Source organism: Lacibacter sp. MH-610 (assembly GCF_045780045.1).
GTDB lineage: Bacteria > Bacteroidota > Bacteroidia > Chitinophagales > Chitinophagaceae > Lacibacter.
Genome location: NZ_CP116002.1, coordinates 571,343 through 598,315, shown reverse-complemented (window position 1 = coordinate 598,315; position 26,973 = coordinate 571,343). Strand labels below are relative to the sequence as shown.

Annotated in this window: 21 protein-coding genes; 12 read left to right on the top strand and 9 right to left on the bottom strand. The window is 41.0% G+C overall.

All coding sequences use genetic code 11. From position 1 onward, the window contains the following. Nucleotides 1-2 precede the first annotated feature (2 nt). The gene (locus tag PDL71_RS02740) at nucleotides 3-1,769 is read right to left on the bottom strand and encodes a hypothetical protein (protein WP_407524984.1); all 1,767 of its coding nucleotides are present in this window, start codon (nucleotides 1,767-1,769) and stop codon (nucleotides 3-5) included. A gap of 311 nt (nucleotides 1,770-2,080) precedes the next feature. Between PDL71_RS02740 and PDL71_RS02735 the strand changes: the two genes are divergently transcribed. Together PDL71_RS02735 and PDL71_RS02730 are read left to right on the top strand one after the other, a co-directional pair. Next, the gene (locus tag PDL71_RS02735) at nucleotides 2,081-2,992 is read left to right on the top strand and encodes a hypothetical protein (protein WP_407524981.1); all 912 of its coding nucleotides are present in this window, start codon (nucleotides 2,081-2,083) and stop codon (nucleotides 2,990-2,992) included. Nucleotides 2,993-3,096: 104 nt separating this feature from the next. Next, complete coding sequence (locus PDL71_RS02730; protein WP_407524978.1) at nucleotides 3,097-3,798, top strand: SGNH/GDSL hydrolase family protein; 702 nt, start codon at nucleotides 3,097-3,099, stop codon at nucleotides 3,796-3,798. Between the two features lie 19 nt (nucleotides 3,799-3,817). Here PDL71_RS02730 and PDL71_RS02725 read toward each other — a convergent pair whose 3' ends face one another. Then, complete coding sequence (locus PDL71_RS02725) at nucleotides 3,818-5,068, bottom strand: hypothetical protein (protein WP_407524975.1); 1,251 nt, start codon at nucleotides 5,066-5,068, stop codon at nucleotides 3,818-3,820. 169 nt (nucleotides 5,069-5,237) lie between these two features. Here PDL71_RS02725 and PDL71_RS02720 point away from each other — a divergent pair, with 169 nt between their 5' ends. Genes PDL71_RS02720 through dctA form a run of 4 tightly spaced genes read left to right on the top strand, consistent with a single transcriptional unit; the run spans nucleotide 5,238 to nucleotide 11,994 of the window. Further along, nucleotides 5,238-8,480, top strand: a complete 3,243-nt coding sequence (locus PDL71_RS02720) for a SusC/RagA family TonB-linked outer membrane protein (protein ID WP_407524972.1) — start codon at nucleotides 5,238-5,240, stop codon at nucleotides 8,478-8,480. A 22-nt stretch (nucleotides 8,481-8,502) separates the two neighbouring features. Next, on the top strand, nucleotides 8,503-9,915 hold the full coding sequence (locus PDL71_RS02715) for a SusD/RagB family nutrient-binding outer membrane lipoprotein (RefSeq protein ID WP_407524970.1): 1,413 nt from the start codon (nucleotides 8,503-8,505) through the stop codon (nucleotides 9,913-9,915). Between the two features lie 2 nt (nucleotides 9,916-9,917). Next, nucleotides 9,918-10,685, top strand: a complete 768-nt coding sequence (locus PDL71_RS02710; protein ID WP_407524967.1) for a hypothetical protein — start codon at nucleotides 9,918-9,920, stop codon at nucleotides 10,683-10,685. 16 nt (nucleotides 10,686-10,701) lie between these two features. Then, nucleotides 10,702-11,994, top strand: a complete 1,293-nt coding sequence (gene dctA / locus PDL71_RS02705; RefSeq protein ID WP_407524963.1) for a C4-dicarboxylate transporter DctA — start codon at nucleotides 10,702-10,704, stop codon at nucleotides 11,992-11,994. A 167-nt stretch (nucleotides 11,995-12,161) separates the two neighbouring features. Here dctA and PDL71_RS02700 read toward each other — a convergent pair whose 3' ends face one another. After that, the gene (locus tag PDL71_RS02700; protein WP_407524960.1) at nucleotides 12,162-13,274 is read right to left on the bottom strand and encodes a DUF2911 domain-containing protein; all 1,113 of its coding nucleotides are present in this window, start codon (nucleotides 13,272-13,274) and stop codon (nucleotides 12,162-12,164) included. Between the two features lie 321 nt (nucleotides 13,275-13,595). Between PDL71_RS02700 and PDL71_RS02695 the strand changes: the two genes are divergently transcribed. After that, entirely contained in the window at nucleotides 13,596-16,892 is a 3,297-nt protein-coding gene (locus PDL71_RS02695; RefSeq protein WP_407524957.1) for a T9SS type B sorting domain-containing protein, read from the top strand. A 118-nt stretch (nucleotides 16,893-17,010) separates the two neighbouring features. On the opposite strand, the gene PDL71_RS02690 is transcribed toward PDL71_RS02695, so the two are convergent. The 6 genes from PDL71_RS02690 to PDL71_RS02665 all read right to left on the bottom strand — a co-directional run bounded on the left by PDL71_RS02690 (nucleotide 17,011) and on the right by PDL71_RS02665 (nucleotide 20,899). Further along, nucleotides 17,011-17,583 (bottom strand): uracil-DNA glycosylase family protein, encoded by a 573-nt coding sequence (locus PDL71_RS02690; RefSeq protein WP_407524954.1) that lies wholly within the window; start codon nucleotides 17,581-17,583, stop codon nucleotides 17,011-17,013. Nucleotides 17,584-17,658: 75 nt separating this feature from the next. Further along, nucleotides 17,659-18,540, bottom strand: a complete 882-nt coding sequence (locus PDL71_RS02685; RefSeq protein ID WP_407524951.1) for a helix-turn-helix domain-containing protein — start codon at nucleotides 18,538-18,540, stop codon at nucleotides 17,659-17,661. 11 nt (nucleotides 18,541-18,551) lie between these two features. Further along, nucleotides 18,552-19,004: a DinB family protein gene (locus PDL71_RS02680; protein ID WP_407524948.1), complete on the bottom strand. Its 453-nt coding sequence runs from the start codon at nucleotides 19,002-19,004 to the stop codon at nucleotides 18,552-18,554. Between the two features lie 143 nt (nucleotides 19,005-19,147). After that, nucleotides 19,148-19,561 carry a DUF1348 family protein gene (locus PDL71_RS02675; RefSeq protein WP_407524945.1) on the bottom strand — a complete coding sequence of 138 codons (414 nt, stop codon included), beginning with the start codon at nucleotides 19,559-19,561 and terminating at the stop codon, nucleotides 19,148-19,150. An 11-nt stretch (nucleotides 19,562-19,572) separates the two neighbouring features. Continuing rightward, nucleotides 19,573-20,208 (bottom strand): thioredoxin family protein, encoded by a 636-nt coding sequence (locus tag PDL71_RS02670; protein WP_407524944.1) that lies wholly within the window; start codon nucleotides 20,206-20,208, stop codon nucleotides 19,573-19,575. 139 nt (nucleotides 20,209-20,347) lie between these two features. Then, complete coding sequence (locus PDL71_RS02665; protein WP_407524941.1) at nucleotides 20,348-20,899, bottom strand: carboxymuconolactone decarboxylase family protein; 552 nt, start codon at nucleotides 20,897-20,899, stop codon at nucleotides 20,348-20,350. 165 nt (nucleotides 20,900-21,064) lie between these two features. On the opposite strand from PDL71_RS02665, the gene PDL71_RS02660 reads away from it, so the two are divergent. The 5 genes from PDL71_RS02660 to PDL71_RS02640 all read left to right on the top strand — a co-directional run bounded on the left by PDL71_RS02660 (nucleotide 21,065) and on the right by PDL71_RS02640 (nucleotide 26,885). Next, the gene (locus PDL71_RS02660) at nucleotides 21,065-21,700 is read left to right on the top strand and encodes a hypothetical protein (protein ID WP_407524939.1); all 636 of its coding nucleotides are present in this window, start codon (nucleotides 21,065-21,067) and stop codon (nucleotides 21,698-21,700) included. A 251-nt stretch (nucleotides 21,701-21,951) separates the two neighbouring features. After that, on the top strand, nucleotides 21,952-22,482 hold the full coding sequence (locus PDL71_RS02655) for a hypothetical protein (RefSeq protein WP_407524936.1): 531 nt from the start codon (nucleotides 21,952-21,954) through the stop codon (nucleotides 22,480-22,482). Nucleotides 22,483-22,645: 163 nt separating this feature from the next. Next, on the top strand, nucleotides 22,646-22,867 hold the full coding sequence (locus PDL71_RS02650) for a helix-turn-helix domain-containing protein (protein ID WP_407524933.1): 222 nt from the start codon (nucleotides 22,646-22,648) through the stop codon (nucleotides 22,865-22,867). Beyond that, the gene (locus tag PDL71_RS02645) at nucleotides 22,864-24,909 is read left to right on the top strand and encodes a DNA/RNA helicase domain-containing protein (RefSeq protein WP_407524930.1); all 2,046 of its coding nucleotides are present in this window, start codon (nucleotides 22,864-22,866) and stop codon (nucleotides 24,907-24,909) included. Before PDL71_RS02650 ends, PDL71_RS02645 begins: the two co-directional genes overlap by 4 nt. A gap of 503 nt (nucleotides 24,910-25,412) precedes the next feature. Continuing rightward, the gene (locus PDL71_RS02640) at nucleotides 25,413-26,885 is read left to right on the top strand and encodes a hypothetical protein (RefSeq protein ID WP_407524927.1); all 1,473 of its coding nucleotides are present in this window, start codon (nucleotides 25,413-25,415) and stop codon (nucleotides 26,883-26,885) included. The last annotated feature ends 88 nt before the right edge of the window (nucleotides 26,886-26,973 follow it).

The following is a 26,973-nucleotide window of genomic DNA, read 5'->3' as shown; positions in this document are numbered from 1 at the left end:
TGCTATTTTTTTCCATTACTCAGGTTGATGAACTTATTAAGATCAGCTGAGTATCCTACCTGCGCCTGCCAGAAATTATTACCACGCTGATTCAGGTCGATATAGTTTTCGCCCCTGATGATTAGCCTTCTTGTTTTATCGCTGTTTAAATTAACAGTTACATGTGCTCCTACATTAAACAGTTTGGTTGTTTTGATGCTTACATATTTATTGCTGCCATAAAAATCATCAAACTCTGCAGAACTCATATTGATTTGCTTAGTCAGAGGTATCAGGAAAAACATCCGGGCCCGAAGGTCAATATCCAAAAAACTGGCTGCAAAAATTTTAAGATTAATACCGGGTACAATCATCATAGTATTCTTACCAAATGACACCGGCGACAGAATGGTATCTACACGATTATTTTCTTTTAAGCGCTGGATAAATAATGTATCTCGCAGCGGGCTTCTTAGGTAAGAAAGCTCTACAGGAATCGAAACACTTCCGCCCCTGTTTTCCAACTCCAGAAAATTAAAACGTAACCCCGCAGTAATATTCTGAAATTCCAGTAAGCGGTAACCATGCACATACCTTACAATCGTATCCGGCAGGCTCGGTTGTCGTTTCACTGTATCCCTCAGTACATCTAAAAATCTGTTTTTATTGTCAATTTTTGAAAACCTGAAATATACTTCGCCTTTATTAAAGAATGTTAACCTGGATCGAAATGCATTTCTTTGCCCGATGGGCCGGCGGAAGCCATAAAAGTTCGCCTTTAGTTCACTTTGTATTAACCCATTAGGGTTGTTTTGATCAAAAAATCCAACAAGATCACCAAATACATCCAATGTAAGAATAGAGAACAGACTTTTTTCGCCAATCCGGAGTGTATCTTTTTTACCACCATCGCACAGGTTATAAGTTGCAACGGTGTCCTTGGCTGTAAAAATGCTGTTTCGTGCATTTAAAGGAGCCAGGTAATTAATAACATCCTTGATATAAAAAACATACCCGCTTTCTATTTCTTTTACTTTATTCTGATAGGTTGTGTTTTTCCGCTTCAAAATAAGAGGAGGTGCATTAAACAACATCCCTTTTGCCAGGAGGTTATGCCGTAAGTTGTAACGAATAGAAAATGACTGATGCTCCTGAATCACATCTTTTAATGGTGCAGTTAATTCAGTTGTATCAATATCAAAATTCATTGCATAAATAAACCCATCACTTATCTGCAATGCGATTCTGCGTATAGGAATGAGAATAGGCTTAGAATCAGCTATTTTTTTACGGGATTCAGTGTCTGTTTTATAAACCGGTAAATGACAGTTTGGAATAACCTCTGCAGTTAAGCTGTCATCCAGTTCCAGTTTTATATCAGGACGAAAAGATGAAGCAGCCTGCTTTTGGGGTGTACTGATTTCCTTTGCCTTTTTATACCACTCACCGCTTAACTGCGGAATAAGATACTTTAAAGCTGTATTAATTAATGAGGAGTCTTTACAGTTATTTCTTTTTAAATTTCTGAATAAAGAATCCTGCTGCACATCCAGCACTGTTCTGAACTCTCTTAATGAAAACTCGTTTGTAAAGCCGGAGTCAACTGTCGAAATTTCCATTGCTCCCTTTTTATAGTAAAATCCCAGCTTTCCTTTTACAGCAGAGATGGTATCATACTTGAGTACCAGTGACCCCTCCATACCGTTTATATGAAAAGGATACTCAAGTTGGCTTTGCGCCATCGCATTAAATGCAGGCAGTAGCATGACTAAGACAAGAATTTTTCTCATGGAACTAAATTTTTAATAGCAGTAAAAGAGTAAGAAATTAACCGTTTGTACAATTGGGGGTGTTTTGCCAGGGGCCGTAACGAAAACTATTTCCAACAACAAATTGCAAATTCATTTCCGTAATGTCAATAGTGAAATTACCATCAACAAAAAATAAATTATGAACATACCCGCTTTGTTGTATTGATGCTATGCATATGTTTTTGTATTCGAAGTGTTGCTCTGTCAACAGGCTCCTGTAACAAGAAGATAAATTTTACGATACAATTCATACATCTCTTTTTTATCTTCGATACCGTAAAATCATCCTCATGCAACGGTATCATATCATTTTTATCCTGCTGTTGCTCAGCAGTTGTGCCGCTAAACAGGTCATGATCAGCTATACCACACCAACTGTTCCATTATACCCGCTGGAACCGGCGCCTCAAAAAGTAATTCTGCTCAACAGCTATTCTGTACAGGCACAGAAATACAGGGATAATAAAGAAGCATTATTTATGCAGATGATTGACAGTTTATTGCAGGAGAGCGCCTATCGCATCCGCAGCACTACCCGTATTGCAGCCGAAGCAGTAAGGGGCTATACCTTTATTAATAACAACGATACAGCCTCCATCAACAACCTGTTGCAGCAGTACAACGCCGTTTATGCGTTTGTGCTCACGGGTTTTGATGTAGAGTTTATACAAACCCGTGTGGATGTAACAAAAGAAAGCAGCGGCTCTAAATCAAGAGAAGCGTTTTATGATATAAGAGCAGGACTGGCATATGCGCTGTACCGTAAGGATGGATTGGTTCGTACGGATGATGCGGTGCGGCAGAAATTTCATTCTTCCCGTAATGTAGCCAGCGGTTTGCTGGCCGCAGGACCAAATGTTGTAGTGCAGCGGAACGATGCGTATGATATCGTTTTTGAATGCGTGCAAGATTACCTCAACCGTTATTTTCCCGGTGAGCAAAAGCATTACCGCCCTTTACTCATCAGCAAAGGATTTGAAAGCACAGGTGCTGCTATTAAGCGGGGCGATTATGAAGCAGCTCTTATTGAAAGTATGAAACGCACTAAAGAAACGGATGATAAAACAGCCGCCATTGCTAACTATAATTGTGCCGTTTTATTTGAACGCAAGAACCAGCGTGAAGAAGCAAAGAAGTACCTGCAGGCATCCCTGCAAAGAGTGCCTTTACCACAGGCAAGAGCCATGATGCTGGATTATTAAAAAGAAATGTTTGAGCTTCTTGATAAAGTCAGGAATGAATAAAGCTTCCCTTTTCAACAATACCTGCTTTTATTTGTATTGTGAAGCAAATGAAACCTTATTACATGAATCCTTTACAGGCAACCTGTCTGTTGATACTGTTTTTAACCACCAGTGCCTGCCGACCTGAGCGAACAGAAACGATACTGAGTCCGGCTCCCTCCATCACGCCCAAGAGCTATTTGGCACTGGGCGATTCGTATACCATTGGTCAAGGGGTGAGTGCAACAGAACGCTTTCCGGCACAAACAGCTCAATGGCTGCAGCAGAAAGGAATCATCATCGGTACACTTACTTATATTGCCACTACGGGATGGACCACCACCAATCTTCAAAACGCCCTCAACAACCAAAATCCGGCACCGCATGATGTGGTTACCTTATTGATTGGAGTAAATGATCAATATCAAACAAGAGATACTGCCGGGTACAGACAACGGTTTACCGTGCTGCTTCAACGAAGTATTGAACTGGCAAGAGGTAAAAAAGAAAATGTAGTGGTACTTTCAATTCCTGATTACAGTGTAACGCCCTTTGCTTCTTCAAATGATACAGCCCGCATACGCAGGGAACTTGATTTATTTAATGCTATTAATAAAGAGATAACGCTGAGCTGCCGGATCAGTTACCTGGATATTACTCCTTCTACCCGTGAAGCCAGATCAAATCCTGCATTAATTGCAACAGATGGGTTACATCCCTCCGGATTAGAGTACAGGAAATGGGCGGAACGGCTGGGCCCGTTATTGGAACCTGTATTAAAATGAGCAACAGTTAAAGCGTTGCTTATTCTGCCTTTTTAATGATGATGAATTCTTCAGCAGGATCTTTTAAGAGGATACTTCGTTCATCAATCATGCTTTTCATTTCAGAATTGGCTAAGGAATCAAGAGACATATTTTTGAGAAAGAAGGTGCTGATGTCTTTTTGATTTTTTTTCCAGCGAATGATTTTACATTGGCAGCTTGCATTTTCAACAGAATTAATCACTTCTTCAATGGCACCTCCTTTACCCAGTTTTTGATACACCTCTCTGATACCGATAATTCGATTTTTGTTACCCACATCAAAACTCCAGGATGCTGATATGGCATTTAAAAAAGGTTTGCCCGGTTCCAGCTGCATTAAACTGTGACGGGGGGATTCAATGATATTGGTATTGTTTTTTATGCGGGAGTGGATGGAAATAAGTCCCGGTGCTTCCATTTGTATATACCCTGTGTGGTTAAAGCTTGCACCATAACGCTCATAGAGGAAGTAACCGTTTTTGTATTTTATTTCTACAAGATTCGTCACCACTTTATGATACCTGTTGGGATCAGAAAGACGTGCCTGCGGTGAACCGATGTAGCAAATCCAAACACCTTCCAAACTATCAATTTGTGCCTGTGTGGGTGTATATGGCAAGAGTTTAAAATCATTTTTAAAAACACGCAGTTGCTGTGTTACTGAATTGTATTGATAAAAAAAATAAACGCTTAGTATGAGCAGGATTACCGAGAGTGGTAGTATTACTTTTCTGATGAAGGTGTTTTTTCTGCTGATGCTGCGTTTGCGTTCATGTCTTAATTTGATGAGCGTTGCTTTCAGTTGCTGGTTTTCTTTAAAAACTGAATAAGCATCCATCGTTATATCTTCAGCATCCTCTGTTGAAACGAGGTATTCATCTTTCGGATTTTTTTCAAATGCAAGCCGCCCCATACCATATACATAGATATAACACGTATCAACAAGGAATGGGCGTGGGTTAGCTACAAGCCCCATGAGGGCGTCTTTGATTTGCCCGCCGGTGATGTCATATTTTCTGAACGGGTATTCCTGTTGTTCTTTAGCTGTATCGGCCTCATACCTGATGTGCCCTAGGATTTCGGCTGTTTGCGGAAGGTTGTTACTGATTTCACTAAGGGCGATGGCGAGGGCTTCGTAATTCTTTCGATTGGTATTTTGGATTATTTCTTTACCTGTTTCATGCTGAAACTTGATGATCGCCTGATTAAGCAAGTAAATAATTTCCTCTTTTCCTTTTTTGAGCTTCAAACCTAATTAATTGAAAATTATACAATTATAAATTTCGGAAATTCTTTATAGGTTTCGGAAATCCTGTTTTTTTTTAGAATTGAATCGGAAAGGTACTATTAAATCAAAAACAATCAGACATCTGTTATTTTGATTGACTGTTTTTTTTAAAACCAAAACATGCTGTCATATGAATCAATTCAACGTACACAGATTCTGTGTTTGCTTCATTGCTGTTCTTTTCTTTTTTACACACGCTTTTGGCCAGAGCAAGCCGATAAAAGGTGTTGTGCTGGATGATAAAGGAAATTTTTTATCAGGCGCAACGGTATTAGTCAAAGGAACCACAACTACCGCTTTAACAGACGACAAAGGTGCTTTTACCATTCAAGTGCCATCGAGCAAGACACAACTTGTAATAAGCTTTATCGGCTTTGAAACAAAGGAGATAAAACTGAACGGCTCTGAGTTAATAGAAGTTCGCTTAAATGTAACAGCTACTTCTCTTGAAAATGTAGTGGTGAACGCCCTGGGTTTTGAAACCAGGAAGGACAAGCTGGGCTACGCTACCAATCGTATCAGTTCTGAAGCGATTACCAATTCAGGTGAATCGGGATTAATTCAATCGCTTGCCGGTAAATCATCGGGTATTCGTGTTTCCAGATCATCGGGCGACCCGGGAGGTTCTTCACAAATTTTGATCAGAGGTCAAAGTACCATTACCCGCAGTACAGATCCTTTGTTGATTATAGATGGTGTGCCGGTGAGCGGTGATGCAAGAGGAGAACCCAGCGGCGGACAGATCGTACAGCAAAGCCGTATGAATGATATCAATATGGATGATGTGGCCAGTGTGCAGATTTTAAAAGGTGCATCAGCAGCGGCATTATGGGGCACCAGGGCAGCGAATGGCGTAATCATCATCACTACCAAAAAAGGAAGCAGTGGCAACAAAGCAAACATCAGTTTCCGTTCTACTGTTTCTTTTGACGAGGTGAGTGCATTTTATGATCTACAAAATACATACGGGCAGGGCAATAACGGTGTGTGGCAGGCGAATGCCATACGTACATGGGGTGATAAAATTGCCAACCGTTCCGGAGCCGATGATGTTTTCAATACAACGGGCGGTTATTTTGTGGGCAATACCGGCAGAACAATTTATCCCATTACTACCAAGAACTCCAGAGAAACGTTTAATGATAAAAACTACAACAGTATTTTCAGAACGGGTTATTTTCTTGACAATTCATTGAGTGTAAGCGGCGGTGATAATAAGTCCAACTACTTTTTAAGCTTCAGTGATTTGAATCAGAAAGGTGTTGTGCGCAACAGCAGTGATTACAGAAGAACTACATTTCGTGTTAATGCGGGAAGAGAATTGAACAAGTGGTTGAGCGTTTCCAACAAAGCATCTTATATCTTAAGCAGTTCCAACAGATTGCAGGCCGGTATTAATAATGCCGGTTTGTTGATCGGTCTTTTACGTACACCTGCTGATTTTGATAACACCGATTATATCGGAAGTTTTTATACTGGTCCCGGAGGCGCTGTAGTTTCCAACAGACATCGCTCTTACAGAAACGGAATCGGCTCCAGTACCAATCCCGGCTTTAATAATCCACTGTGGGTTATTAATTCACTCAAAAACAAATCTGTTGTCAATCGTTTTATGAATGCAGCAGAAGTGAATATAAAACCGGTAAAATGGTTTACACTTACCACACGTGCCGGTCTTGATTATTTTACTGATTTACAAACCAATTACTTTCCTTATTTCTCTGCCAATGCCATTACAGGGCAATACAACAGGGAAGAATATTCAGAGTTTCAATTTAACCTCGATGTTATCGGAAGAGTACAGCATGATTTTAATGAAAACATTTCGGGCAATATTACACTTGGGTTTAACTATAACAGTTTAAAAACAACAACACTCGGCGGCCAATCACTCAACTTTATTTTAGCTGAAGGTCCGCAGGATTTTAATAATGCTACCCCTGCTAACATTTCAGTAACTGATCGTTTTTTAAGACGCTTAACCAATGCCGGTTACACCAGCATCGGTACTTCATTTTATGATCAGGTATTTGTAAATGCAACAGCTCGTTTGGAAGCGGCTTCTACTTTTGGAAGTCTCGCATCCAAAACATTTTTCTATCCATCGGCTGATGCAGCGTGGCAGTTTACCCGTTTAAAATTATTTGAACAGGCTGAGTGGTTTTCCTTTGGTAAGCTTCGTGCTTCTTTTGGTATTGTGGGTGTGCAGCCGTTAGCATATAATACAGCTACTACATTTACGGCACGTACATGGGGCGATGGTTTAGGTGGTGCTCTTGATCCCGCTTTATACGGAACCGGATCTTATTTGCAGAATGATGACAGAGGCAATGCCTTTTTACGTCCGGAGCAAAAGCAAGAGTTTGAAATAGGTGCCGATTTACGATTTTTCAAAAACAGGTTAACACTGGGTCTTACATGTTATAACAATACCACTAAAGACGCTTTAATTTCTGTAACACAATCTCCTGCAACAGGATTCAATACTTTGTATGCCAACGCAGGCGCTATTGAAAACAAAGGAATAGAAATTGATCTTGGTTATAATTTCATTCAAAGCAAAGACTGGACACTCGATGTAAATCTTAACTGGACACGCAATAGAAATCTTGTAACCAACTTAAGCGGCGCCGGTTCTATAACATTGGGCGGCAGTGCCGGTGTATCATCCAGAGCAGTGGAAGGTTATGCATTAGGTGTATTGTTCTCCAATAAATTTTTACGTGACGCTTCCGGCAAGTTTTCATTGGATGCCAACGGTTTTCCGGTTGTAGATCCTACAGCGGCACCGATTGGTGATCCTAATCCTGACTGGCGTGGTTCTTTTGGCTTTAGTCTTAAATACAAAAAGTTTTATCTCAATGCATTGATGGAGCATTCACAAGGCGGCGATGTGATTAACGGTACAGAAGGTGTATTACTTGATTATGGTACATCAGCAGCTACAGGTTTTGAACGGGTGAGTGATGTGCCTTTGAAACGATACAATGGAACGATTATTCCTGCAGGCACACCGTTTCGTGGTAATATCAAAGACTTTGGTGCCGGTAATGTAGCATTGGATCAAAGCTGGTACACCGGTCCCGGCGGATGGTTTGGCAATGTGGGCGAATTGTTTTTAGAAGATGCTACCTGGACACGCTTGCGTGAAATCAACTTTGGTTATACGGTAACAAGTGATTTTCTGAAAAAGAAAGCAGGCATCAGTTCATTGGGTTTTGAAATAAGCGGACGTAACCTGTTTTTGATCAGTAACGTAAACGGATATGATCCTGATGCCAACAACTCGGGTTCAACTTCCGGACGTGGTGTGGTTTATTTTGTGAACCCTCCTACCCGATCTTATCTGTTCACATTGAAACTTAATTTTTAATCTCCATTCAAAATTTATTTATATGAAACGTTATTTGATTGCCTTGGTTTGTTTTATTGCTGTATGGAGTTCCTGCAGTAAAATTGTTGACAACATTAATACAGATCCCAATAATCCAACCGATGCTGATGCGAACAGTATGCTCACCAGTATTATGGTGGGTAACATGAACATACAGGAAGGAGATCTGGCACGCTTTGCCGGTATGTGGACCGGTTATTTCAGAGGTTATACACAACAGTATCAAAGCTATCATCAATACACAGTGATCACCAGAAATTTTGATGCAGCATGGCAACGTGTGTATTCCGGTGTATATAAGAACATTAAAATTTTAAAAGGCAAAGCAACAGCTGTAAACAATCGTCGTATGCTGGGTGTGGCGCAGGTGATTGAAGCCAATTTACTGGGAACAGCAACAGCACTGTGGGGTGATATACCTTATAGTGAAGCGGCTAATGATAATTTTGCCAATCCCAAATTTGATGCACAGGCTGATGTGTATGCAAGATTGCAGGTATTGCTTGATTCAGCCATTGTAAACCTCGGTTCAACTGCATTTGTAGATTTTGCTGCACAGGATATTCACTTTGCCGGCAACATGACCCGCTGGATACAAACAGCCAACACATTGAAAGCTCGTTACTTTATGCATGTGCGGGATTACCCCAGAGCATTGGCGGCAGCACAGAATGGCATCAGTGCGCAGGCTAATAACTTTATGGCTCCGCATTTTGCTACCAGCAGAGGTGCATTTAATCTTTACTTTCAGTTTCTTTCTTTAGACCGTCCCAATTGGATTGATGCAACCGGTATGTATGGTGTGAGTTTGGTGAACCCTGCAGGTACCCGTTACAGAGGTAATACTAAAACCAATGAGCGTGCCCGCTGGAATTATTTTTACAACAGTGCTACTAACCTGAATTTTACTGTGAACGGATTTTTCGGACAAAACACCTTCTTTCCGCTTGCCACCTTTGGTGAAAATTTATTGATCCTGGCAGAAGCAGATACAAGAGTGAATGGTTTTGCTGCAGGTCTCACACGTTTAAATACCTACAGGGCCTATATGAATACCGGTGCCTATATCACTACTACGTATCTCACAACAGGTAACTGGCGTTATGATCCGTATGTAGCAGCAGATTTTGCAGCAGGTGGTATGGAAAACGGGGGCACTTCACCTATTGCACAGGACCGTGCCCTGTTGCGTGAAATTATTGAAGAGCGTTATGTAAACTTTATCGGGCAAATAGAAGGTTATAATGATATGCGCCGCTTATTTAAAGAAACAGATGTGCGTGTGCCCGTGCCTTTAAACTTTGGTACGCAGTTTCCGCAGCGTTTTTTATATCCGCAGTTTGAAATTGATATCAATACATCAACACCCAACCCGATTCCATCCTTATTTGATCCCACACCTGTTAACCGTTAAGTATGTTTTTGATAAAGCCGTTACGATTGATTGCCCTTGTTCTGTGTGTGCAGTTTTGTTTGATTCAAACTGCACATGCACAGACAGCCAAAAAAGATACGATTCGTGTATTGTTTGTGGGCAACAGCTATGTGTATTATAACAACCTGGCGCAGATGATTGGTTTGCTTACAGACAGTATGGATGTTAAAATCATCTGTAAAAAATCAACAGCAGGCGGTGCTACCCTTACCGATCATTGGAATGGAGCAAGAGGATTAAAATCGAGAGAAAAAATTCTTAATGGCGGTTATGATATTGTAGTGATTCAGGATAACAGTATGAGGCCTTTGCGTGGTGCAGACAGTCTGTTGCGTGACGGAAAGTTGTTTTGCGATTTAATCAAACAAACAGGTGCCAAGCCGTATATCTATAATACATGGAGCAGAAAGAAAACGCCTGAAACACAAGCAACCATCAACCGTATGTATGAAGAGCTGGGCAAGCAAAACAATGCAGTTGTAGTGCCTGCAGGTAACTGCTGGGTCCAAGCAATGGCATTACAACCGGGTATAGAATTATATCACAGTGATGAGTCGCATCCCTCAGCATTAGGAACATTTTTGGTAGCACTTAGTTTTATTAAAACAATCACCGGTACATTACCAAGCGGCTATGCAGAAGTGTATAATTACATTGATAAAGACGGTGAAACATTTCGCATTATGCAAGTGAGTAAAGCGGAGATAGCCTTGTGTGTAAAAGCAGTTAATGAAGTCATTACCCGATAGGGTTAAACACATTTATATGTTTAAAAAATTTTATACCAGTCTTACCTTCTGGGTATTGCTTGCAATATTCTCAGGGATTCTGCTGGGACATTTTTTTCCTGCAACAGGCGTTGCCATGCAACCACTGGGAAAATATTTTATTGATGTGATCAAACTGTTTATTAACCCCATCATTTTTTTAACCATAGTTACCGGCATCTGCGGTATGGATAATTTAAAAAAGGTGGGACGTGTAGGCGGTAAAGCATTATTATATTTTGAAGTAATTACAACACTTGCCTTGCTCATAGGCGTAGTTGTTGCCTTTTTTATAAGACCCGGTGACGGTGTAGATACATCAGGTATAGGCGCCACTGATCTAACGAAATACAAAGGGGAAGTATCTGTATCATGGTTACAGTTTTTCAAAGAGAATATCACCATACAGGTGTTGTTGTTTTCCATTTTGTTCGGGATTGTGCTCAGCCGGTTTACAAATAAACAAAGGTTATTAAAGCCTATTTACCTGGCTTCGAAATATGTATTCAGAGCATTGCATTGGGTGATGAAGGCGGCACCGATCGGTGCGTTTGGCGGTATGGCGTTTACCATTGGCAAATACGGTATAGCTACATTGGTACCATTGGCCAAGTTGATGCTTTGCGTGTACATCACCATGGCAGTATTTGTATTTGTAGTACTGGGTGCTGTATTGAAGTATTATAAAATTTCATTGCTTGCGTTTTTAAATTATATCAAAGATGAGTTGCTCATTGTGCTGGGCACTTCTTCATCTGAAGCAGCATTGCCATCTCTCATGGAAAAGCTGGAGCATATGGGTTGTCATAAATCAGTAGTGGGATTGGTGGTGCCAACGGGTTACTCGTTTAACCTGGATGGTACTTCTATTTATTTATCCATGGCCGTTTTGTTCCTGGCGCAGGTGTTTCATATTGATCTTACCCTGCAGCAAATGCTGATGATTGTAGGTGTGCTCATGGTAACTTCCAAAGGCGCAGCAGGAGTAACGGGCAGCGGCTTTATCATCCTGGCTTCTACCTTAAGTGCGGTAAAAGTAATTCCAATTGAAGGATTGGCTTTGTTGTTGGGTGTTGATCGTTTTATGTCTGAAGCAAGAGCTATCACCAACTTTATCGGCAATGGTGTAGCTACTGTTTTTATTTCGTGTAATGAAAAGATGTTTGATAAAGGCAGGATGTATAAAGCGTTTCATCAACGGAAAGCAGGTGAAGGCAAATATGCAATCCAACATCACGCACCTGAAACAAAAGAGATCGATATTAATGCGGCTGCAGAAGTAAAAGTGTAAATAAGGAATAGGTTAATAGAATAGTACAGAAAAGCGGTTTCATTTCGGCCTGAACCATTCGACAAATTAAGACGCAAAGAAATCTTCTCACACAACAAACAAGTATGAAGATTTATTTCGCATTGCTCTAACGTTACAATAGCGATACTTCTGAAAAAACTATTCACTTACAAAGGCTTGCCCTCACTTAAATTTTTAATGGCGGCTTCCAGAAATTTTTTTGTTTGTTCATCGGGCGACTGGGGTAAGGCTGCTTTGGCAAACTGCAATGCTTTTTTATAGTCGCCCATGGCAGAGTAGATACGCATCATTCCTGCATTGGTGGGCCAGGCAGTTTTGTGTTTGTCGTAGTTTTTTTGAAACACCGCCAGCGCTTCTGGCAGTTTCTTTTCAGAGAGCAGGCGACGGCCGTAACCGTGTAACTCTGTAACTGTTGCATTTTCTACAGCAGCATTCATCATGTCTGTTGCTTCTTTTTCCCTGCCGAGTTTTTTAAGGAGGGTTGATTTGGTGGAGAGTGCAGCAAAAGTGTTTCTGCCACCGAGTTGCGGGTTGGTGGCGGAGTTGATCCAGTTAAGTGCCTCTTCATAATTGACGTCATTATCTGCACACCATTGTGCAGCTGCTTCTAAACTTACGGGGTCGAAACCGATAGCGCCGCTCATTTGCCTGCGGATATCTTCCAGCACGGTTGCTTTTAGATCTACCTGCACCAGTATGGGAAAACTCCAGCGTTCCCAATCCAGCGTAATAAGTACGGAACTGTCTGTTTGATTGGAAAAATTGTAAGCCAGTCGCTCCTGCAATGTTGGTTGATTTTTCTTTTGAACAGTAGGTACATGCAGTACATCTGATTCTTTGCGATAAAAGTAGCTGCCCCATGCTGCTGTGTTTTTGTTGAAGATGAGGATGCTGCTGTCTTCATACACGGCGACGAAAAATGCATAGCTGCCGGCGTTGAGTTTTTTACCATTGATGGTAACATCAGTAGAAAAATGGATGACGGTACATTCATCTGCACCCGCTCTCCATGGCGATGAAACATTGGAGCCAAAGCCCAGCACGGTATAACCATAGGGCACTATATCAGTACCATATATTTTTCCTTCACGGCCTTTTACACCGGGGCTGTTGTAATTGATGAGTATATCAGTAACGCCTACCCTACGGCCTGTGGTGTTGGTGATGTTGGTGGTTTGCGGTATGCGGAGGGCCTGGCTGTAGGTTTGTGCTGTAATTACTGTTGCCAAAAGTAAGAGGGTGCGTGAGCGGAGGTTCATGTTGGAGTATTTGTAACAAGGTACGAAGTGAAGGAGGAAAGGGGGTGCCGTTGGTGGAAAAAACCTTGAGTTGCAAACTAAGGATAGCGGGAGAAAATTAATGTTGAAGTATTAGTATGGCAGGAAATTGAAAGCTATCTTCATACTGCAAAGCAGAAACAGCAAAAGAGGTTACCGGAAATAAAGTCTAACCTCTGAACAGAGTTGTTTTACTGGTGTTTAATTAAAACGTATTGTAATACAACAAAACGAAAAAAACAGTTCTACAAAAACTATTTTAGCTTAATAATTAGTTGAATTTGCTGTAATCAATTAACGTTTATGAAAATCGCTGCAGGCCTCATCGTGTTATTTTTAATCTTACCATTTTGCTGTTTAAAAGGGGCGAACACAAATAACTGTGGAGTAACGGCAAGTTTTACCCCCGCTGCCAAAGATTCTATTTTTGCAGATGAAATGCTTGTATGGTTTGAAAGCACCAGTACAAATGCTACTTCTTTAAAGTGGTATATGAACGGTTTTCTGATTACAGAAGCGCAGGCATTTAATTATGCTTTCAATATTTCAGGGCTTTATGAGATTAAGCTCATTGCAAGTAACGGCTCCTGCAGCGACACCTCTATCGCTATTTATGTGTTAACAGGCAATCAGCCCCCTAACAGAGATAATATAAAAGTAAATTATGGATTCCGGTTTCTTGAAAACAACGCTACCTCTGTGGTTTCGGGTACTGGTGGTGGTTATTTGGCCGGTGGTTATGTATCTGATGTGCTTGCACCCAACGGTGCAGCATATTTTGAAAGTGGTATGCTCATTAAGATCAAAGAATCAGGATGTGCTGAATGGACAAAAACACTGCGCCGGGATTTTTATACAAGGGTAGGCCCAATGATTGCGCTTAAAGACAGTGGATTTCTTGTAACCGGTGTTTCAGATAACCGTCCGTTTTATTTAAACATCGATCAAAAAGGAAATCAACGCTGGTGCCGCTCTTTTGAAATTAACGGGATGTTACTGGAGCCGGTAGCCATAACTGAAACAGACGACGCTCATTTTCTGGTAGCGGGCACACTCGGAAACCTGGCATCTGAAGGATTGTCCATTGCTAAAATACATGCAGATGGCACTGTAAAATGGGTGAAACAATATTTTAAATTCAGCAACCCCTTTACGTCGTACTATCCTTCAAAGATTTTAGTGAAGGGAAATGATGTTTATGTAGCCTGTGAAACCGTAGTATATACCGGACCTTCCTCTCAACAAAACATTTACGGCAACCTCATGAAGCTGGATTACACAACAGGTGCCACACGCTGGAACAAAAGCATTCTGGTTAATAACAGTTTTGTAAACCCGAGGGATCTTGCATTTTACAATGATGGTCTTGTAATGAATGCCTTTGCTACCACGGGTGTTGTAAATCCGGTTACCACACTTATTCATCTTGATACTTCGGGTACACCCCTATGGGCCAAAACTCTTTCAACCCCACCTTTTTTCAATGTTCTTACAAGCAATACTAAACTGCATCCTTTAAACAACGGCGATTGGTACATTACCTCCTTTGGTGCCCAGCCACTAAACCTCCAACCATATTCTTTTGCGTATTCCTTTTTTATAAAAACAGATGCTCAATTTAATCTCAAGTGGGCGAAAGAATACAGCCGTTTTTTCAATTCTCCCCTGCCTTATACCACTGTTGGCGCCAAAGATGCCATTACAGGATTGGGTAAAGAGTTTGGATTTGGCATAGAGGCCTATACCTCTGCCACCAGTAAGATCACTCTTTTGAAAATCGATTCATCCGGCAAGGATCCTAACGGTGTGTATTGTGAAATCACTAATATTGATATTTTTTTCACCAACCAAACGGTCAGTAATAACCTTTTTATATGGGACAATGAAACAACAGCTGCAGGGGTTTTAAAACCAGACCCGCTGAGCATCAATACCAAGTATGCCGATGTGTTTTTTGCCTGTCCTACCGATTTTATTGATTCCTGTTCTTATGTTAAACTCTACGGGCCTCAGGAAATCTGCACATTAAATACGCCGGTAGAATATAAATTGAGACGCAATAAAGGTTGTTCCATGCCTGTTACATGGAGCGTTCCTTCATCAGGTGTTTCTATTATCAAGCAAACAGATACATCTCTTGTTGTAACGTTCAATTCGTTTCAAGCAGCACAAATAGGAGCATCGCTTGAGTTTTCATGCACACCGGTAAAAGACTCGATGTTAACAGTTATCAGACCCAAAGGAGATCTCATGTTAAACCTTGGTGCTGATACCACTTTGTGTTCCGGCAACTCTATAACACTAAGGGCGGGCAACAAATTTCTCAACTACCTTTGGAGTAATGGCAGTAATGATTCAACGATTGTAATCAATGCAGCAGGTACTTATTGGGTGCGTGCAACAGATTCGTGTAAGAACATACAGACGGATACCATCATTGTCAACCCTGCTCCACCCGTGCCGCTCTCCATTGGTCCCGACAGAAGCAAGTGCAACAATGATACACTATTACTCACCGCCCCTGCCGGGTTCATCAACTATAGTTGGGGGCCGTTGTACAATATCAACTCTACTAACACTCAACAGGTGGTGGTAAACCCTGCCCGTGATACAATCTATTATGTGAAGGCCGAAAAAACACCCGGTTGTTTTGGTTTTGATACACTCCGTATAAAAGTATACACATCACCACCCATTAACCTGGGACCTGATGTACGTTTTTGCAATGGCGACAGTGTTGTACTGCGTGCAGGTAACGGTTTTACCAATTATACATGGAGCAACGGAGCCACCTCCGCACAACTTACTGTAAAAGCACAAGGCACTTACTCTGTAAAAGCCACCACCGCAGAGGGTTGCAGTTCTGCCGATACCATGCAGGTGTTGCAAGTATATGCCAACCCAATAGTGCGTTTGAATAAAGACAGTTTGCTCTGCAGCCAGAGCACACGTACACTGGATGCAGGCAGTTATGCAAGTTATGTATGGAGCACGGGGCAGCAAACAGGTACGATCACCGTTGCCAATACGGGTACTTACAGTGTAACCGTTACCGATGCCAACGGATGTAAGGGGCGTGACACCACTGTAATTACAAGACTACTTCCTTTGCCCTCCCGTTTTTTAGGAAAGGATACGAGCATTTGCAGTTACGGTACCCTGGAGCTGCAAGCCGCTGCAGGGTATAAAACCTATTTATGGAGTAACGGCGCCACCACACCAAAACTGAACATCAACAAAGCGGGCCAATATGTATTATCAGTAACGGATGGGTATAACTGCACCGGTGCCGATACGGTGAATGTAGCATTGAAACAATGCTTAACCGGTTTTTACATGCCCAATGCGTTTACACCCAACAATGACGGGCTGAATGATAACCTGAAGCCCTTTTTGTTTGGTGATGTGCTCCAGTATAATTTCAGTATTTACAACCGGTTTGGTGAACTTGTGTTTACAACAACGGATTTGCAAAGCGGCTGGAACGGCACGGTGAAAGGACTGCCGCAAGACCCGGGCAGTTTTGTATGGAAATGCAGTTACCAACTGAAAGGAGAAGATGTGCAGTTGAAGAGCGGAACGGTGTTTTTGATGCGATGAGAAATCTGGAATTAAATAGATATATGTTGATATATGCTGAGTAGAAAAACAGGATAGGAAGAGGATATGTAAAGCAACGTCCCTTGCAGGAGAAGTTGTTGGGAAAGTGGCTCGCCTGTCAGGCAAGCGACCTTCTTACAATTGACTGCAGTGCCGGCACTACTTCTTTTTCAAACCATTCATTTTTCTTTTGCCATATTCTGTTACGGGGTGATGGATGAACCAATGGCAAATACGTTGGCAGGTATGCTTTGTAATTTCGTACTGTTACAGTAAGTGTTTGTTTCAACGTATCATCCAAATAATAGTTTTGTGCATACTGCCCGATAAGGATGGTGAGTTGCACTTTTTTCATCTGCTTCAATAATTGTTCATGCCACAGCGGTGCACATTCAGGGCGTGGCGGTAAATCGCCGCTGGTGCCCTTGCCGGGATAACAAAATCCCATGGGCACGAGTGCAAACAGTTTGTCATTATAAAACTGTTCTTTAGTTACACCCAGCCATCTTCTTAATTCATTGCCGCTTGCATCATCCCATGGTATGCCGCTGTTCTGAACCTTTGTACCCGGTGCCTGACCAATGATGATGATTTTTGCAGAACTCCCCGCCTGCACAATAGGTCTTGGCTTATTGGGCAACACCTTTTTACAAACAGTGCAGGAACGTATTTGCGCAAGCAGCTCTTTCATTGCAGTAAAAATAAAAACCCCGAATTGTACTTTTCGTCAGCTATAGAACAATTGAAAACAAGAAGAGATGACTGTTTATGCCATTGCCTTTGCATAGCCCACCGTTTCCCGGTACAACTGCGGCGACACATCTGCATTTACTTTAAAAAAGCGGCTGAAATAGTATTCGTCTTCATAACCCAACTCATACGCAATTTCTTTCACCGTTTTGTTGGTGAGATATAATTCACGCTTGGCTTCAATGATGATACGTTCGTTAATTAAACTGCTGAGTGTTTTATTAAAATACGACTTGGTTATTTTAGCTAAAGCTTTGGGTGTAATGTGGAGCAATGCTGCATAATCTGCTGGCGAATGTTTGATTTTGAAATTTTCTTCAATGGCATCTTTCAGCTTTTGAAGAATAAAGGGCTCTTTGTTCTCACTAAGTACGGCTGCCGCTTCAGGTTGCTGTTGTGTTTTTAAACGGGCCGCCGTTATTAAAAATATTTTTAAATAAGAAACCAGTAATTCATACTGTGCTAAATCAGGATTTTGCATTTCCGTTTTTATTTGTGTGCACAGCATATCAAAAGTTGCCGCTGAACCTTCATCTACTGTTACAAAAGGGGGGTTGTAAATATTATTATACAGCACACCGTTGCAGCTTACTTCTTTATGATGCTTATAAATGCAAAAAAACTCAGGGTGAAAATAAATAGCAACACCTTTCACCTGTGCATCTGTTGCAATCATATAAGGCTGGTAAGGAGAAAAGGCAAAAAGCGTATCGGGTTCAAAATCATATTCAGCAAAATCTGCTTTTAATTTCCCGCTTCCTTCTTTAACCCAAATAAGCGAATAATAATTGTTTCGCTGAATGTGGTCAAAAAAACTATTGTCTTCAAAGGAAAATAATTTAAATGCCAGGTTGCCGTTTTGCGGGTTGACCAATGTAAAGGCAGTTTGATTCATCATTTCAATAATATTCAGTTTTCTGCATCCAGTAAACGCCGGTGATAATTAATTTGACCCAAATGATAGGTAAGATGCGTTGCAAGGTGCGTAAGAAACATTGCCGTGCTGAGTTTATCTTTGAATACCATGATTGGATACTCGGCCTGCAGTTGTTCATCTGTAACTTTTTCCAGCGACTGATTTACCACTTCTATTGTAGCTTCAATTTTTTCGAGCAACTCCTTTCGTGGCATATCTTTTAATGAAAACTCCAGTTCCCTGTTACGTACATAACCTGTATTGCCCAGTTGTGCACCAATAAATGCATTAAGGTTGCCGATTAAATGCAAACACAAATTACCAGCTGAGTTAGCAATACCTTTTTCAATATGCCAGAGCTTTGATTCGTCCCTGTACAGTTCTATTTCTGTTTTTAACCTGAGAAGATCCCGTTCAAAAAGGGATTGTAAAATAGGTATGAGCATTACTGTTTGTTTTGATGTAACTGTGCTGTAAGTTACAGCTTCATGCTGTTAGCGCAAGCACGGCATCCCAAAGTGTATCACCGCATTCGTCAGGAATTACTATTAGTTCTTCGTTTGTTTTATTTACATCATGTGTCATAAACTTATTTTAATGTTCTTTCTTTTTCTTCAATCTCCAAATCGTTAATGCTTGCAAACCGTTTGGCCATGTACCCGTTTTCATCAAACTCCCAGTTTTCATTGCCATAAGCACGAAACCATTGACCGGCTGCATTTTGATATTCATATTCAAAACGCACAGCAATTCGGTTATTCGTATGTGCCCAATATTCTTTTTTGAGTTTGTAGTTTAACTCTTTTTGCCATTTGCCGCTAAGAAATTGTACGATCGCATCTCTGCCTTTTAAGAAAACATTTCGGTTTCGCCATTCACTATCCGCCGTGTAAGCTTTTGAAACCCTTACCGGGTCTTTACTGTTCCAGGCATCTTCGGCCATTTGAATTTTTTGTTTGGCAGTTTCTTCTGTAAACGGCGGAAGGGGATGACGTTGTTCCATATGTTTTATTTTTATGATAAACAATCAGGACAATATAAATTGGCTCTGAATAACAGTTGTGCTGTTTCTTTTTCGAGATTTTGTTGCTTATCTTTTGCATACCACAAGTGCAGCTCGTTCGCATAGGAGGAAGCAGTGGCAGGATTGGCTTTTAATTCCTTCACCAGTTTTTGTGCAACCGTTGGTCTTGGCCCCCAGATACCCGTAACATTAAAATGTTCATCTAACTGAACTAATTTGGGAATTGACCTTGTTCCGTTGGTGAGGTACGCATTCATTAGTTCATTATTCTGATCCCTGTACATCAATTTCATTTCAATCTTTCCTTCACTTAATTCAGCAAGCGCATGCAATGCAGGTAATGATTGAGAAGCATCGCCACACCAGTGTTCTGTTAATATCAGCCAGTACGTTTTATGCTTAAGGTTTTTAACCTGTGTTATGATTTGAGCAGAAGGGATATACGTTTTTTCCACCCGATGCATTCTGCGTTGGTTGAGGTTGATGTATTCTTTAATCTTCAGATCCTTATTCAAAGCAAGATCTTCTGACATGTTTTGTTTGTATTGCTGATAGCTGATGCCCTGTTGAAGATAAGTTTGATAATCACCTTTTGTAAGTCTTGCTGTATTGGTAGTTGTTGTCATCGTTTTTTGTTTGATACACAAAGTTCGTTGGGTCTGCAGAGGTTTCAAATGGAGGATGAACGCACTGTGATGGACAATTTTCCTATAATGGACAACAAAGCCGGGATTTTGCCCGACTTTGTTGTATTTGGTTTTTCTTTTAGTTTACACTGGCAGTCAGCTCTAAAGATGGTGCTACCGGGAAGTCAACCGGAATTTGTGTAAGGTTGTGTAAATAATTCATCGCAATTTTTTCACTCACCTGCAATACTGTATCTACTAAATGCTCATTGGTATAACCGGCTGCAAAAAAAGCATCAACAGTTGCAGCATCTGCACGGCCTTTGTTTTTGGTGATGGAAGCTGCCAGTTGCACCAATGCGTTGAGTTTAGCATCTGTTGCAGTACCACGGCGAATATCCAATACCTGCTCATCCGTAAAACCATTCATTTTACCAATAACTGTGTGAGCGCTTTGGCAATAAATACATCCGTTGATCTGGCTCACAATCAGGTTCACCGCTTCTTTTTCTTTATTGCTCAAACTGGTTTTTGCATTTTGATAAGCAAGGTAGCGGCCCAATCCGTTTGAAGAAAGACCAATAGTGGCGTAAAGATTGGGCACAAAACCAAGGGCTTTGTTGAGGTTGTCAAAAATTTCCTGGTTGGCAGGAGATACTTCGTTTCTTGTGGGAACTGTAAACTGTTTCATTGTTATTTGTTTTTAAAATTTGTGTGTGTGATTAACAGCACAAAGATGATTTGATTTACAGCCGTAAAAAATGGAGGATGAACGCCGGTTGATGGATGATTTTCCCAAACCTGAACAATGCAGATTGTTTACATTTGAAATGAACCATTCATGTTAACAACCCGCATGCCATTACAAAACCGTATAAATCCTTTTGGCAATATCATTGCAACTCCTGAACGTGGAGCATGGACGGGCAATCGTGGTGTACTACACAACCCCGATCAACAAATTATAAAACACCACGCCGTAAAATACTGGATTACCTGTGTGCTGCACTACAAAGACAAGCGAAGAGCGCTGATGACACCCAACCGCTGGACGGAATTATTTTTCTTAGATGAAGCTACTGCCTTTGCTGCCGGCCACCGCCCCTGTGGTTTTTGCCGGCATGCCGCTTATAAAAAGTTTAAACAGTTGTGGCTCCTGGCAAATGCCGCAACCTATGACTTACACAATAACACATCCATACAAACCATTGATGCACTCATTCATAAAGAACGCCTCACACAAAACAATACACAAAAAACATTTACAGCACCGTTACAGGTATTGCCCGATGGTGTTTTTTTAAAACCTGCTGAAAGCAAAGAAGCCTTTTTGTGGTACCGCAGGCAACTGTACCAATGGAGTTTTGCCGGGTATAAACAATGTTCAACTGCTGATGCGGCACAGACCGTGGAAGTACTTACACCTAAGAGTTATGTAGAAGTGTTTAAGGCGGGGTATACACCGCAGGTACATGTTTCAGTAATGAGTTAAAGATGTGTAGGGTTTTTGTACTAAGAATTTCCTGATGCTTTCGCTCCTTCGTTTTCATTTTCTAAACCGCAAAAACTCAAAGCAAAACACGGGTTTAAAGTAACACTTTCCCTCCCCGTTTCAACTCTTTGTTTTGCAGTTATCTAAAGCCGCTTTCTTAACTATTTCAACCAAACACTTGCATTCAGCATTTAAATGCCCTAACTTTTCTCATCCCTTTTTTTTCTTCATTTAAACCCAAAACCATTTTTATGAAACAGATGATTCTTCTTTTTTGCCTCGTGCTTGTTATGAACGCCTGCAACACTGCAGACAACAAAGCTGCCACCACCGATGCCGCCCCCGCTGCCGAAGTAAAACTTGCTTATACCCTGGCAGAGCCATATAAAAACTGGGCCATCGGCAGTACTGAAAATGTAGCAGCAGCCATGAATAGCCTCAAAGCATTTGTTGACAATGACTTTACCACCCTTTCTTCCCTTATTGGTGATTCGCTTACCATTGATTTTGACCAGTTCCAGGCCAGGCTGAGCCGGGACAGTGCTCTGGGCTTTTTTAAAGCAGCACGGCCTATGTACAATGATCTCAAGATCACCATGTATGATTATGTATCTGTAATCTCTGCTGATAAAAAAGCAGAATGGGTAACCCTTTGGTACAAACAGGTATGGACCGATCCCAAAGGTGTGGTTGATTCTATGAATTATGTAAATGATATCCGTTTAGAGAACGGAAAAATGGTAGAGCTCAATGAAAAGGGCAGCCGTTTTATGAAGAAGTAATTGATAAGAACCGTATTGCTGTAAACCCCGTGCAACCGGGTTTGCATTAACCGGCGCAGGTGGACCGTTTAAAGCGGACTGCCTGCGCTGTTTGTTTTTCAAAACTACAATACGACCCTTAAAGTCCGTTGACTTAAAAGCCACATTGTTAGACCTTCCGGGCATGGATTTAAAAGGAAAAGTTGGGCTTCGAATTCGACAACTTCGGAAAGAACAAGAACTCTCACAAGAAGCTTTAGGCTACAAAGCGGAAGTAGACCGTACTTATGTTACTGATGTTGAAAATGGGCGACGTAATGTTTCGGTTGAAATATTAGAAAGGCTGATTAAAGCGCTAGACACCTCAGTTGCTGAATTTTTTAACAGTAAAGAATTCAAGAAATGAGAGGTTCGTATTACTCCGCATCCATTGAAGTATTTTTGAAAACGCCTAATGAGGAAATAATTGGCAAATTAAATTTAGCCAATACGCAGTTTGCCAGTCAATATACTATAACAACAACATCTTGGAACAGTAGTATTGAACTATTAAAAAAATCATTCGTCGAATTAGTAGATAATAATAACAAAGCTTCAAAATGGCATTTATTTCTTGAATATGAAATTCCCCGGTTACAAAGCAGGATTGATGCAGTAATACTAGCAGATGATTTGATTTTTGTAGTTGAGTTTAAATACGACAGAAAGCAGTATGAATTAGCAGACTTAAGACAAGTAGAAGATTATGCATTTGATCTTCATGATTTTCATAAAGAAAGCAGTAGTAAAACTATTGTACCGATTCTGTTTGCCCCACTAGCAAAATCAATAGTCAAAAACTTTACTGAAGAAACCCCACAATTAGTTAAGGATTGTATTTATGCGAATGCTGTGAACTTATCACAGATTCTCAATAATGCTTATACTGCCTATCACATTGATTCAAATGAATCTATTGACTATAAAAAATGGGACGAGAGTGACTATAGTCCAACGCCAACAATTATTCAGGCTGCAACTTCTTTATTCGCTGGACAGGATGTAAAAGAAATTTCAAATTATGGTGCAGATAATTTAGCTAAAACAAGTACTTACCTAATTCAGGCTATTAATAACGCAAAAGAACACAATAAGAAAATTATATGTTTTGTTACCGGCGTACCAGGCGCAGGAAAAACACTTGTAGGACTTGATGTTGTACACGAGAAAGATGCTTTTGGTGGAACTGATACAAACACCGCATATTTCTCGGGAAATGTCCCGCTTATAAATGTTCTTAAAGAATCCCTTGCAAGAGATCATTATAAAAGACAACAACAACTTTATAAAAAGGGATTAATTTCTGAAAAACCTGCAAAAGGCGGCTCTGAACGGAAAGTAAAATCTAAAATTCAAAATCTACACCAATTCATAAAATATAACATTAGACGAAAGACTGCCCCTGTTGAACGCATTGTGGTTTTCGATGAGGCACAGCGTTGTTGGGATGCAAAACAATTCAGTAATAAAGCCAAGCAAAACAGGAACAGAGAAACAACCCCTTTTGATATTGAAGAAAAATCAGAGGCTGAGCTGCTATTTGAATTCATGAGTAGACATGAAGGTTGGGCTGTTATCATCGCATTAATCGGAGGTGGCCAAGAGATTAATACTGGAGAAGGTGGAATAGCTGAATGGGGAAAGGCAATACAAAGTAAGTATCAAAATTGGGAAGTCCATATATCCCCTCAGCTAATTAAAGGAGACAGTTCAACAGATAATCAAAAACTTTTTAATAATAATTATTCCCACTTACTTATTAAACAAAACGAGCAACTACATTTGAGCGTAAGTCAGCGATCTTTTAAAGCAGCCAACTTGAACAATTGGGTTCAGGCTGTTATTGCTAATGAAGTTGTTCCTGCAAAGAATATCGCAAATTCTATTCAAGAAGTTTATCCATTAGTAATAACAAGAGATATTAACAAGGCAAAAGAGTGGTTGAGAAATAAAAAAGCAGGATCAAAGCGCATAGGAATGTTAGCCAGTTCAGGAGGGTTACGTTTGAAACCATATGGAATTAATGTAAGAGATGTAGTTGATGAAGCCTTATGGTTTTTAAATGATGAAAATGATGTTCGATCTTCATATTATTTAGAACTTACAGCAACAGAATATAAAGTTCAAGGATTGGAAATTGATTGGGCTTGCGTTTGTTGGGATGCTGATCTTAGAAGAAGGAATGATTCTTGGGATTTTAAAAATTTTTCGGGAACAACTTGGCAGGAAAATAAAAACTTGCAAGAACGTATGTTTCTATTAAACACTTATCGGGTTCTACTAACAAGGGCAAGAGAAGGAATTATTGTATTTGTTCCAGCAGGTGACAATAGAGATTATACACGACTACCTGAATTTTACGATCCAATCTTTATTTATTTAAAAAACTGTGGAATGCGAGAAATTTAACCTCTTGAAATAAAACCTCATCCTCTTCTTCATAGCAAATAAATCTACATCTATCATTCGAACAATATTGTATCAATCTCCTTGCATTGGTGTGATAAAAATCTGCAAGTGTTTCGCAACGTGCTCCACAATGGCATGTAAAAGGTTGATCATTCATTAAAAATATTTGAAGCGGCTTTATCGGCGTTATATTAAGCATCCTGCAAAATAGTATCAGTAAGACTTTTTGTATTTGCTTTTAAGTCACATTTAGATTTGTAAGGAAGCATTCAGAAGATAGCCACGTCGCCTCCCCATCCGCACAAGGCATTAAGGCTTCTCGCCATGACGTGCAGGCGTTGGGCTCTGTATAACCCATCAACTGTTGAAGCTCCTACGTCTTTCTGTTATGAAACATTACACCATCATATTGCGGTAACAGTTTGGTAACCGCTTGTTTACATGAGCGTAACGTTTTTATAACCTGCTGCCGTGAGTTTTGCGGTTCTAAACAATCATTTGCTATGACCAAAAAACTGATGCCTCTTGTACTGCTCACGGCAGCACTGGCCGCCGCCTCCTGTAAGAAAAAAGACAAAACGGATAACACCAACACGGACATTGTTTTTGAAAACCGTTCTGTAAACCCGGCTCTCGCTTTTACTATGCCCGGTTTTGATGGCGTTACTATTAACACCCTCATCAGCAGCGATGATGTACTGCCAAACTCACCTTCTTTTGTTTTCGGCGCCCAGCCTGATGGTGCCGCCCTTTTAAAAGACCCTAACGGTGATGGTTACATCATGCTTAACAATCATGAAATTTTACGTTCTGTATCCCGTGTATATCTTGATAAAACCTTTAAGCCTGTAAAAGGCGAATACATTGTAGATGGTGTAGGTGGTGTATGGCGTTTGTGCAGCGCCACACTGGCTACTCCTGCCGAGCATGGTTTTGGACCCATCTTTTTAACCGCCGGTGAAAGCGGACAGGAAAGTATGGTGCATGGCATCAGCCCGCTGGCCCTGGTGAGCGACCGCCAGCGTACCGACCGTGTACTGCCTGCACTTGGCAAAGCCAGTATGGAAAATGCTGTGCCTTTAACCAAGGCCGCTTATCCCGGTAAAACCGTAATCCTGATTGGTGAAGACCAGAGCTTTACTACCGGTCACCTCAGTGCAGGGCAGGTAGCTATGTACGTTAGCAATACCGTGGGCGACCTCAACAGCGGAAAGTTTTATGTACTTAAACGCAGGGATGGCAACCAGGTGGAAACAGATATCACCGCCGGTACTTCTTATGATGTGGATTTTGTGGAAATACCTGATGCTAAAAACCTTACCGGTGCACAAATCAATACAGAAGCTAATAACCGTGGCGCCATCCGTTTCTCCCGTGTAGAAGACCTTGACTACCGCAAGGGCAGCGCTGCCAATAACCGTGAACTGTATTTTGTAGCTACGGGTCAGTCGCCTGACCGTATGAATCCCCAGCCAGGTTATACCATGTGGGGCCGTTTGTACAAATTAGTACTGGATGCGGCTGATCCGCTCAAAGGAAAATTAGAATTAGTGGTGAATGGTGATGCTACACCCGGCACCGGCATCATTAACCCGGATAACGTTTGTGTAACGGATAACTATGTGTACATCCAGGAAGATGGTGATTCTTATTACACCGCTTCTACCCATGATTCTTATATCTGGCAGTATAATATCAACAGCAAGCAAAACCGTCCCTTCATCAATATGAACCACAAGCGTGGCGATGCGGCATGGAATGCCAAGTACAATCCGGTAGGTGAAACCAAGTTCGGCAGCTGGGAGTGGGGCGCTATGTGGGATATTTCTGATATCATTGGTGTACCCAATACCTTCCTTGCTAATATTCACCCGCATACCTGGCAGGAAAACAAATACCTGAATGCGGATGGCAGCGGCACTAACACCAATAAAGAAGGTGGCCAGGTGATTCTGTTGCGCAACGTGCCCAGATAATGCACTCTTATATACAACCTCTACCCCCTGTTTGGTGCAGGGGGTTCTTTATTTAATTGAAGTGATGATGATGGTTTTTTTGTACCGA

Excerpts from the sequence above, each read along its gene's own strand:
- PDL71_RS02740 (WP_407524984.1), bottom strand. The coding sequence starts at position 1,769 with ATGAGAAAAATTCTTGTCTTAGTCATGCTACTGCCTGCATTTAATGCG.
- PDL71_RS02735 (WP_407524981.1), top strand. The coding sequence starts at position 2,081 with ATGCAACGGTATCATATCATTTTTATCCTGCTGTTGCTCAGCAGTTGT.
- PDL71_RS02730 (WP_407524978.1), top strand. The coding sequence starts at position 3,097 with ATGAATCCTTTACAGGCAACCTGTCTGTTGATACTGTTTTTAACCACC.
- PDL71_RS02720 (WP_407524972.1), top strand. The coding sequence starts at position 5,238 with ATGAATCAATTCAACGTACACAGATTCTGTGTTTGCTTCATTGCTGTT.
- PDL71_RS02715 (WP_407524970.1), top strand. The coding sequence starts at position 8,503 with ATGAAACGTTATTTGATTGCCTTGGTTTGTTTTATTGCTGTATGGAGT.
- PDL71_RS02710 (WP_407524967.1), top strand. The coding sequence starts at position 9,918 with ATGTTTTTGATAAAGCCGTTACGATTGATTGCCCTTGTTCTGTGTGTG.
- dctA (WP_407524963.1), top strand. The coding sequence starts at position 10,702 with ATGTTTAAAAAATTTTATACCAGTCTTACCTTCTGGGTATTGCTTGCA.
- PDL71_RS02700 (WP_407524960.1), bottom strand. The coding sequence starts at position 13,274 with ATGAACCTCCGCTCACGCACCCTCTTACTTTTGGCAACAGTAATTACA.
- PDL71_RS02695 (WP_407524957.1), top strand. The coding sequence starts at position 13,596 with ATGAAAATCGCTGCAGGCCTCATCGTGTTATTTTTAATCTTACCATTT.
- PDL71_RS02690 (WP_407524954.1), bottom strand. The coding sequence starts at position 17,583 with ATGAAAGAGCTGCTTGCGCAAATACGTTCCTGCACTGTTTGTAAAAAG.
- PDL71_RS02685 (WP_407524951.1), bottom strand. The coding sequence starts at position 18,540 with ATGATGAATCAAACTGCCTTTACATTGGTCAACCCGCAAAACGGCAAC.
- PDL71_RS02680 (WP_407524948.1), bottom strand. The coding sequence starts at position 19,004 with ATGCTCATACCTATTTTACAATCCCTTTTTGAACGGGATCTTCTCAGG.
- PDL71_RS02675 (WP_407524945.1), bottom strand. The coding sequence starts at position 19,561 with ATGGAACAACGTCATCCCCTTCCGCCGTTTACAGAAGAAACTGCCAAA.
- PDL71_RS02670 (WP_407524944.1), bottom strand. The coding sequence starts at position 20,208 with ATGACAACAACTACCAATACAGCAAGACTTACAAAAGGTGATTATCAA.
- PDL71_RS02665 (WP_407524941.1), bottom strand. The coding sequence starts at position 20,899 with ATGAAACAGTTTACAGTTCCCACAAGAAACGAAGTATCTCCTGCCAAC.
- PDL71_RS02660 (WP_407524939.1), top strand. The coding sequence starts at position 21,065 with ATGCCATTACAAAACCGTATAAATCCTTTTGGCAATATCATTGCAACT.
- PDL71_RS02655 (WP_407524936.1), top strand. The coding sequence starts at position 21,952 with ATGAAACAGATGATTCTTCTTTTTTGCCTCGTGCTTGTTATGAACGCC.
- PDL71_RS02650 (WP_407524933.1), top strand. The coding sequence starts at position 22,646 with ATGGATTTAAAAGGAAAAGTTGGGCTTCGAATTCGACAACTTCGGAAA.
- PDL71_RS02645 (WP_407524930.1), top strand. The coding sequence starts at position 22,864 with ATGAGAGGTTCGTATTACTCCGCATCCATTGAAGTATTTTTGAAAACG.
- PDL71_RS02640 (WP_407524927.1), top strand. The coding sequence starts at position 25,413 with ATGACCAAAAAACTGATGCCTCTTGTACTGCTCACGGCAGCACTGGCC.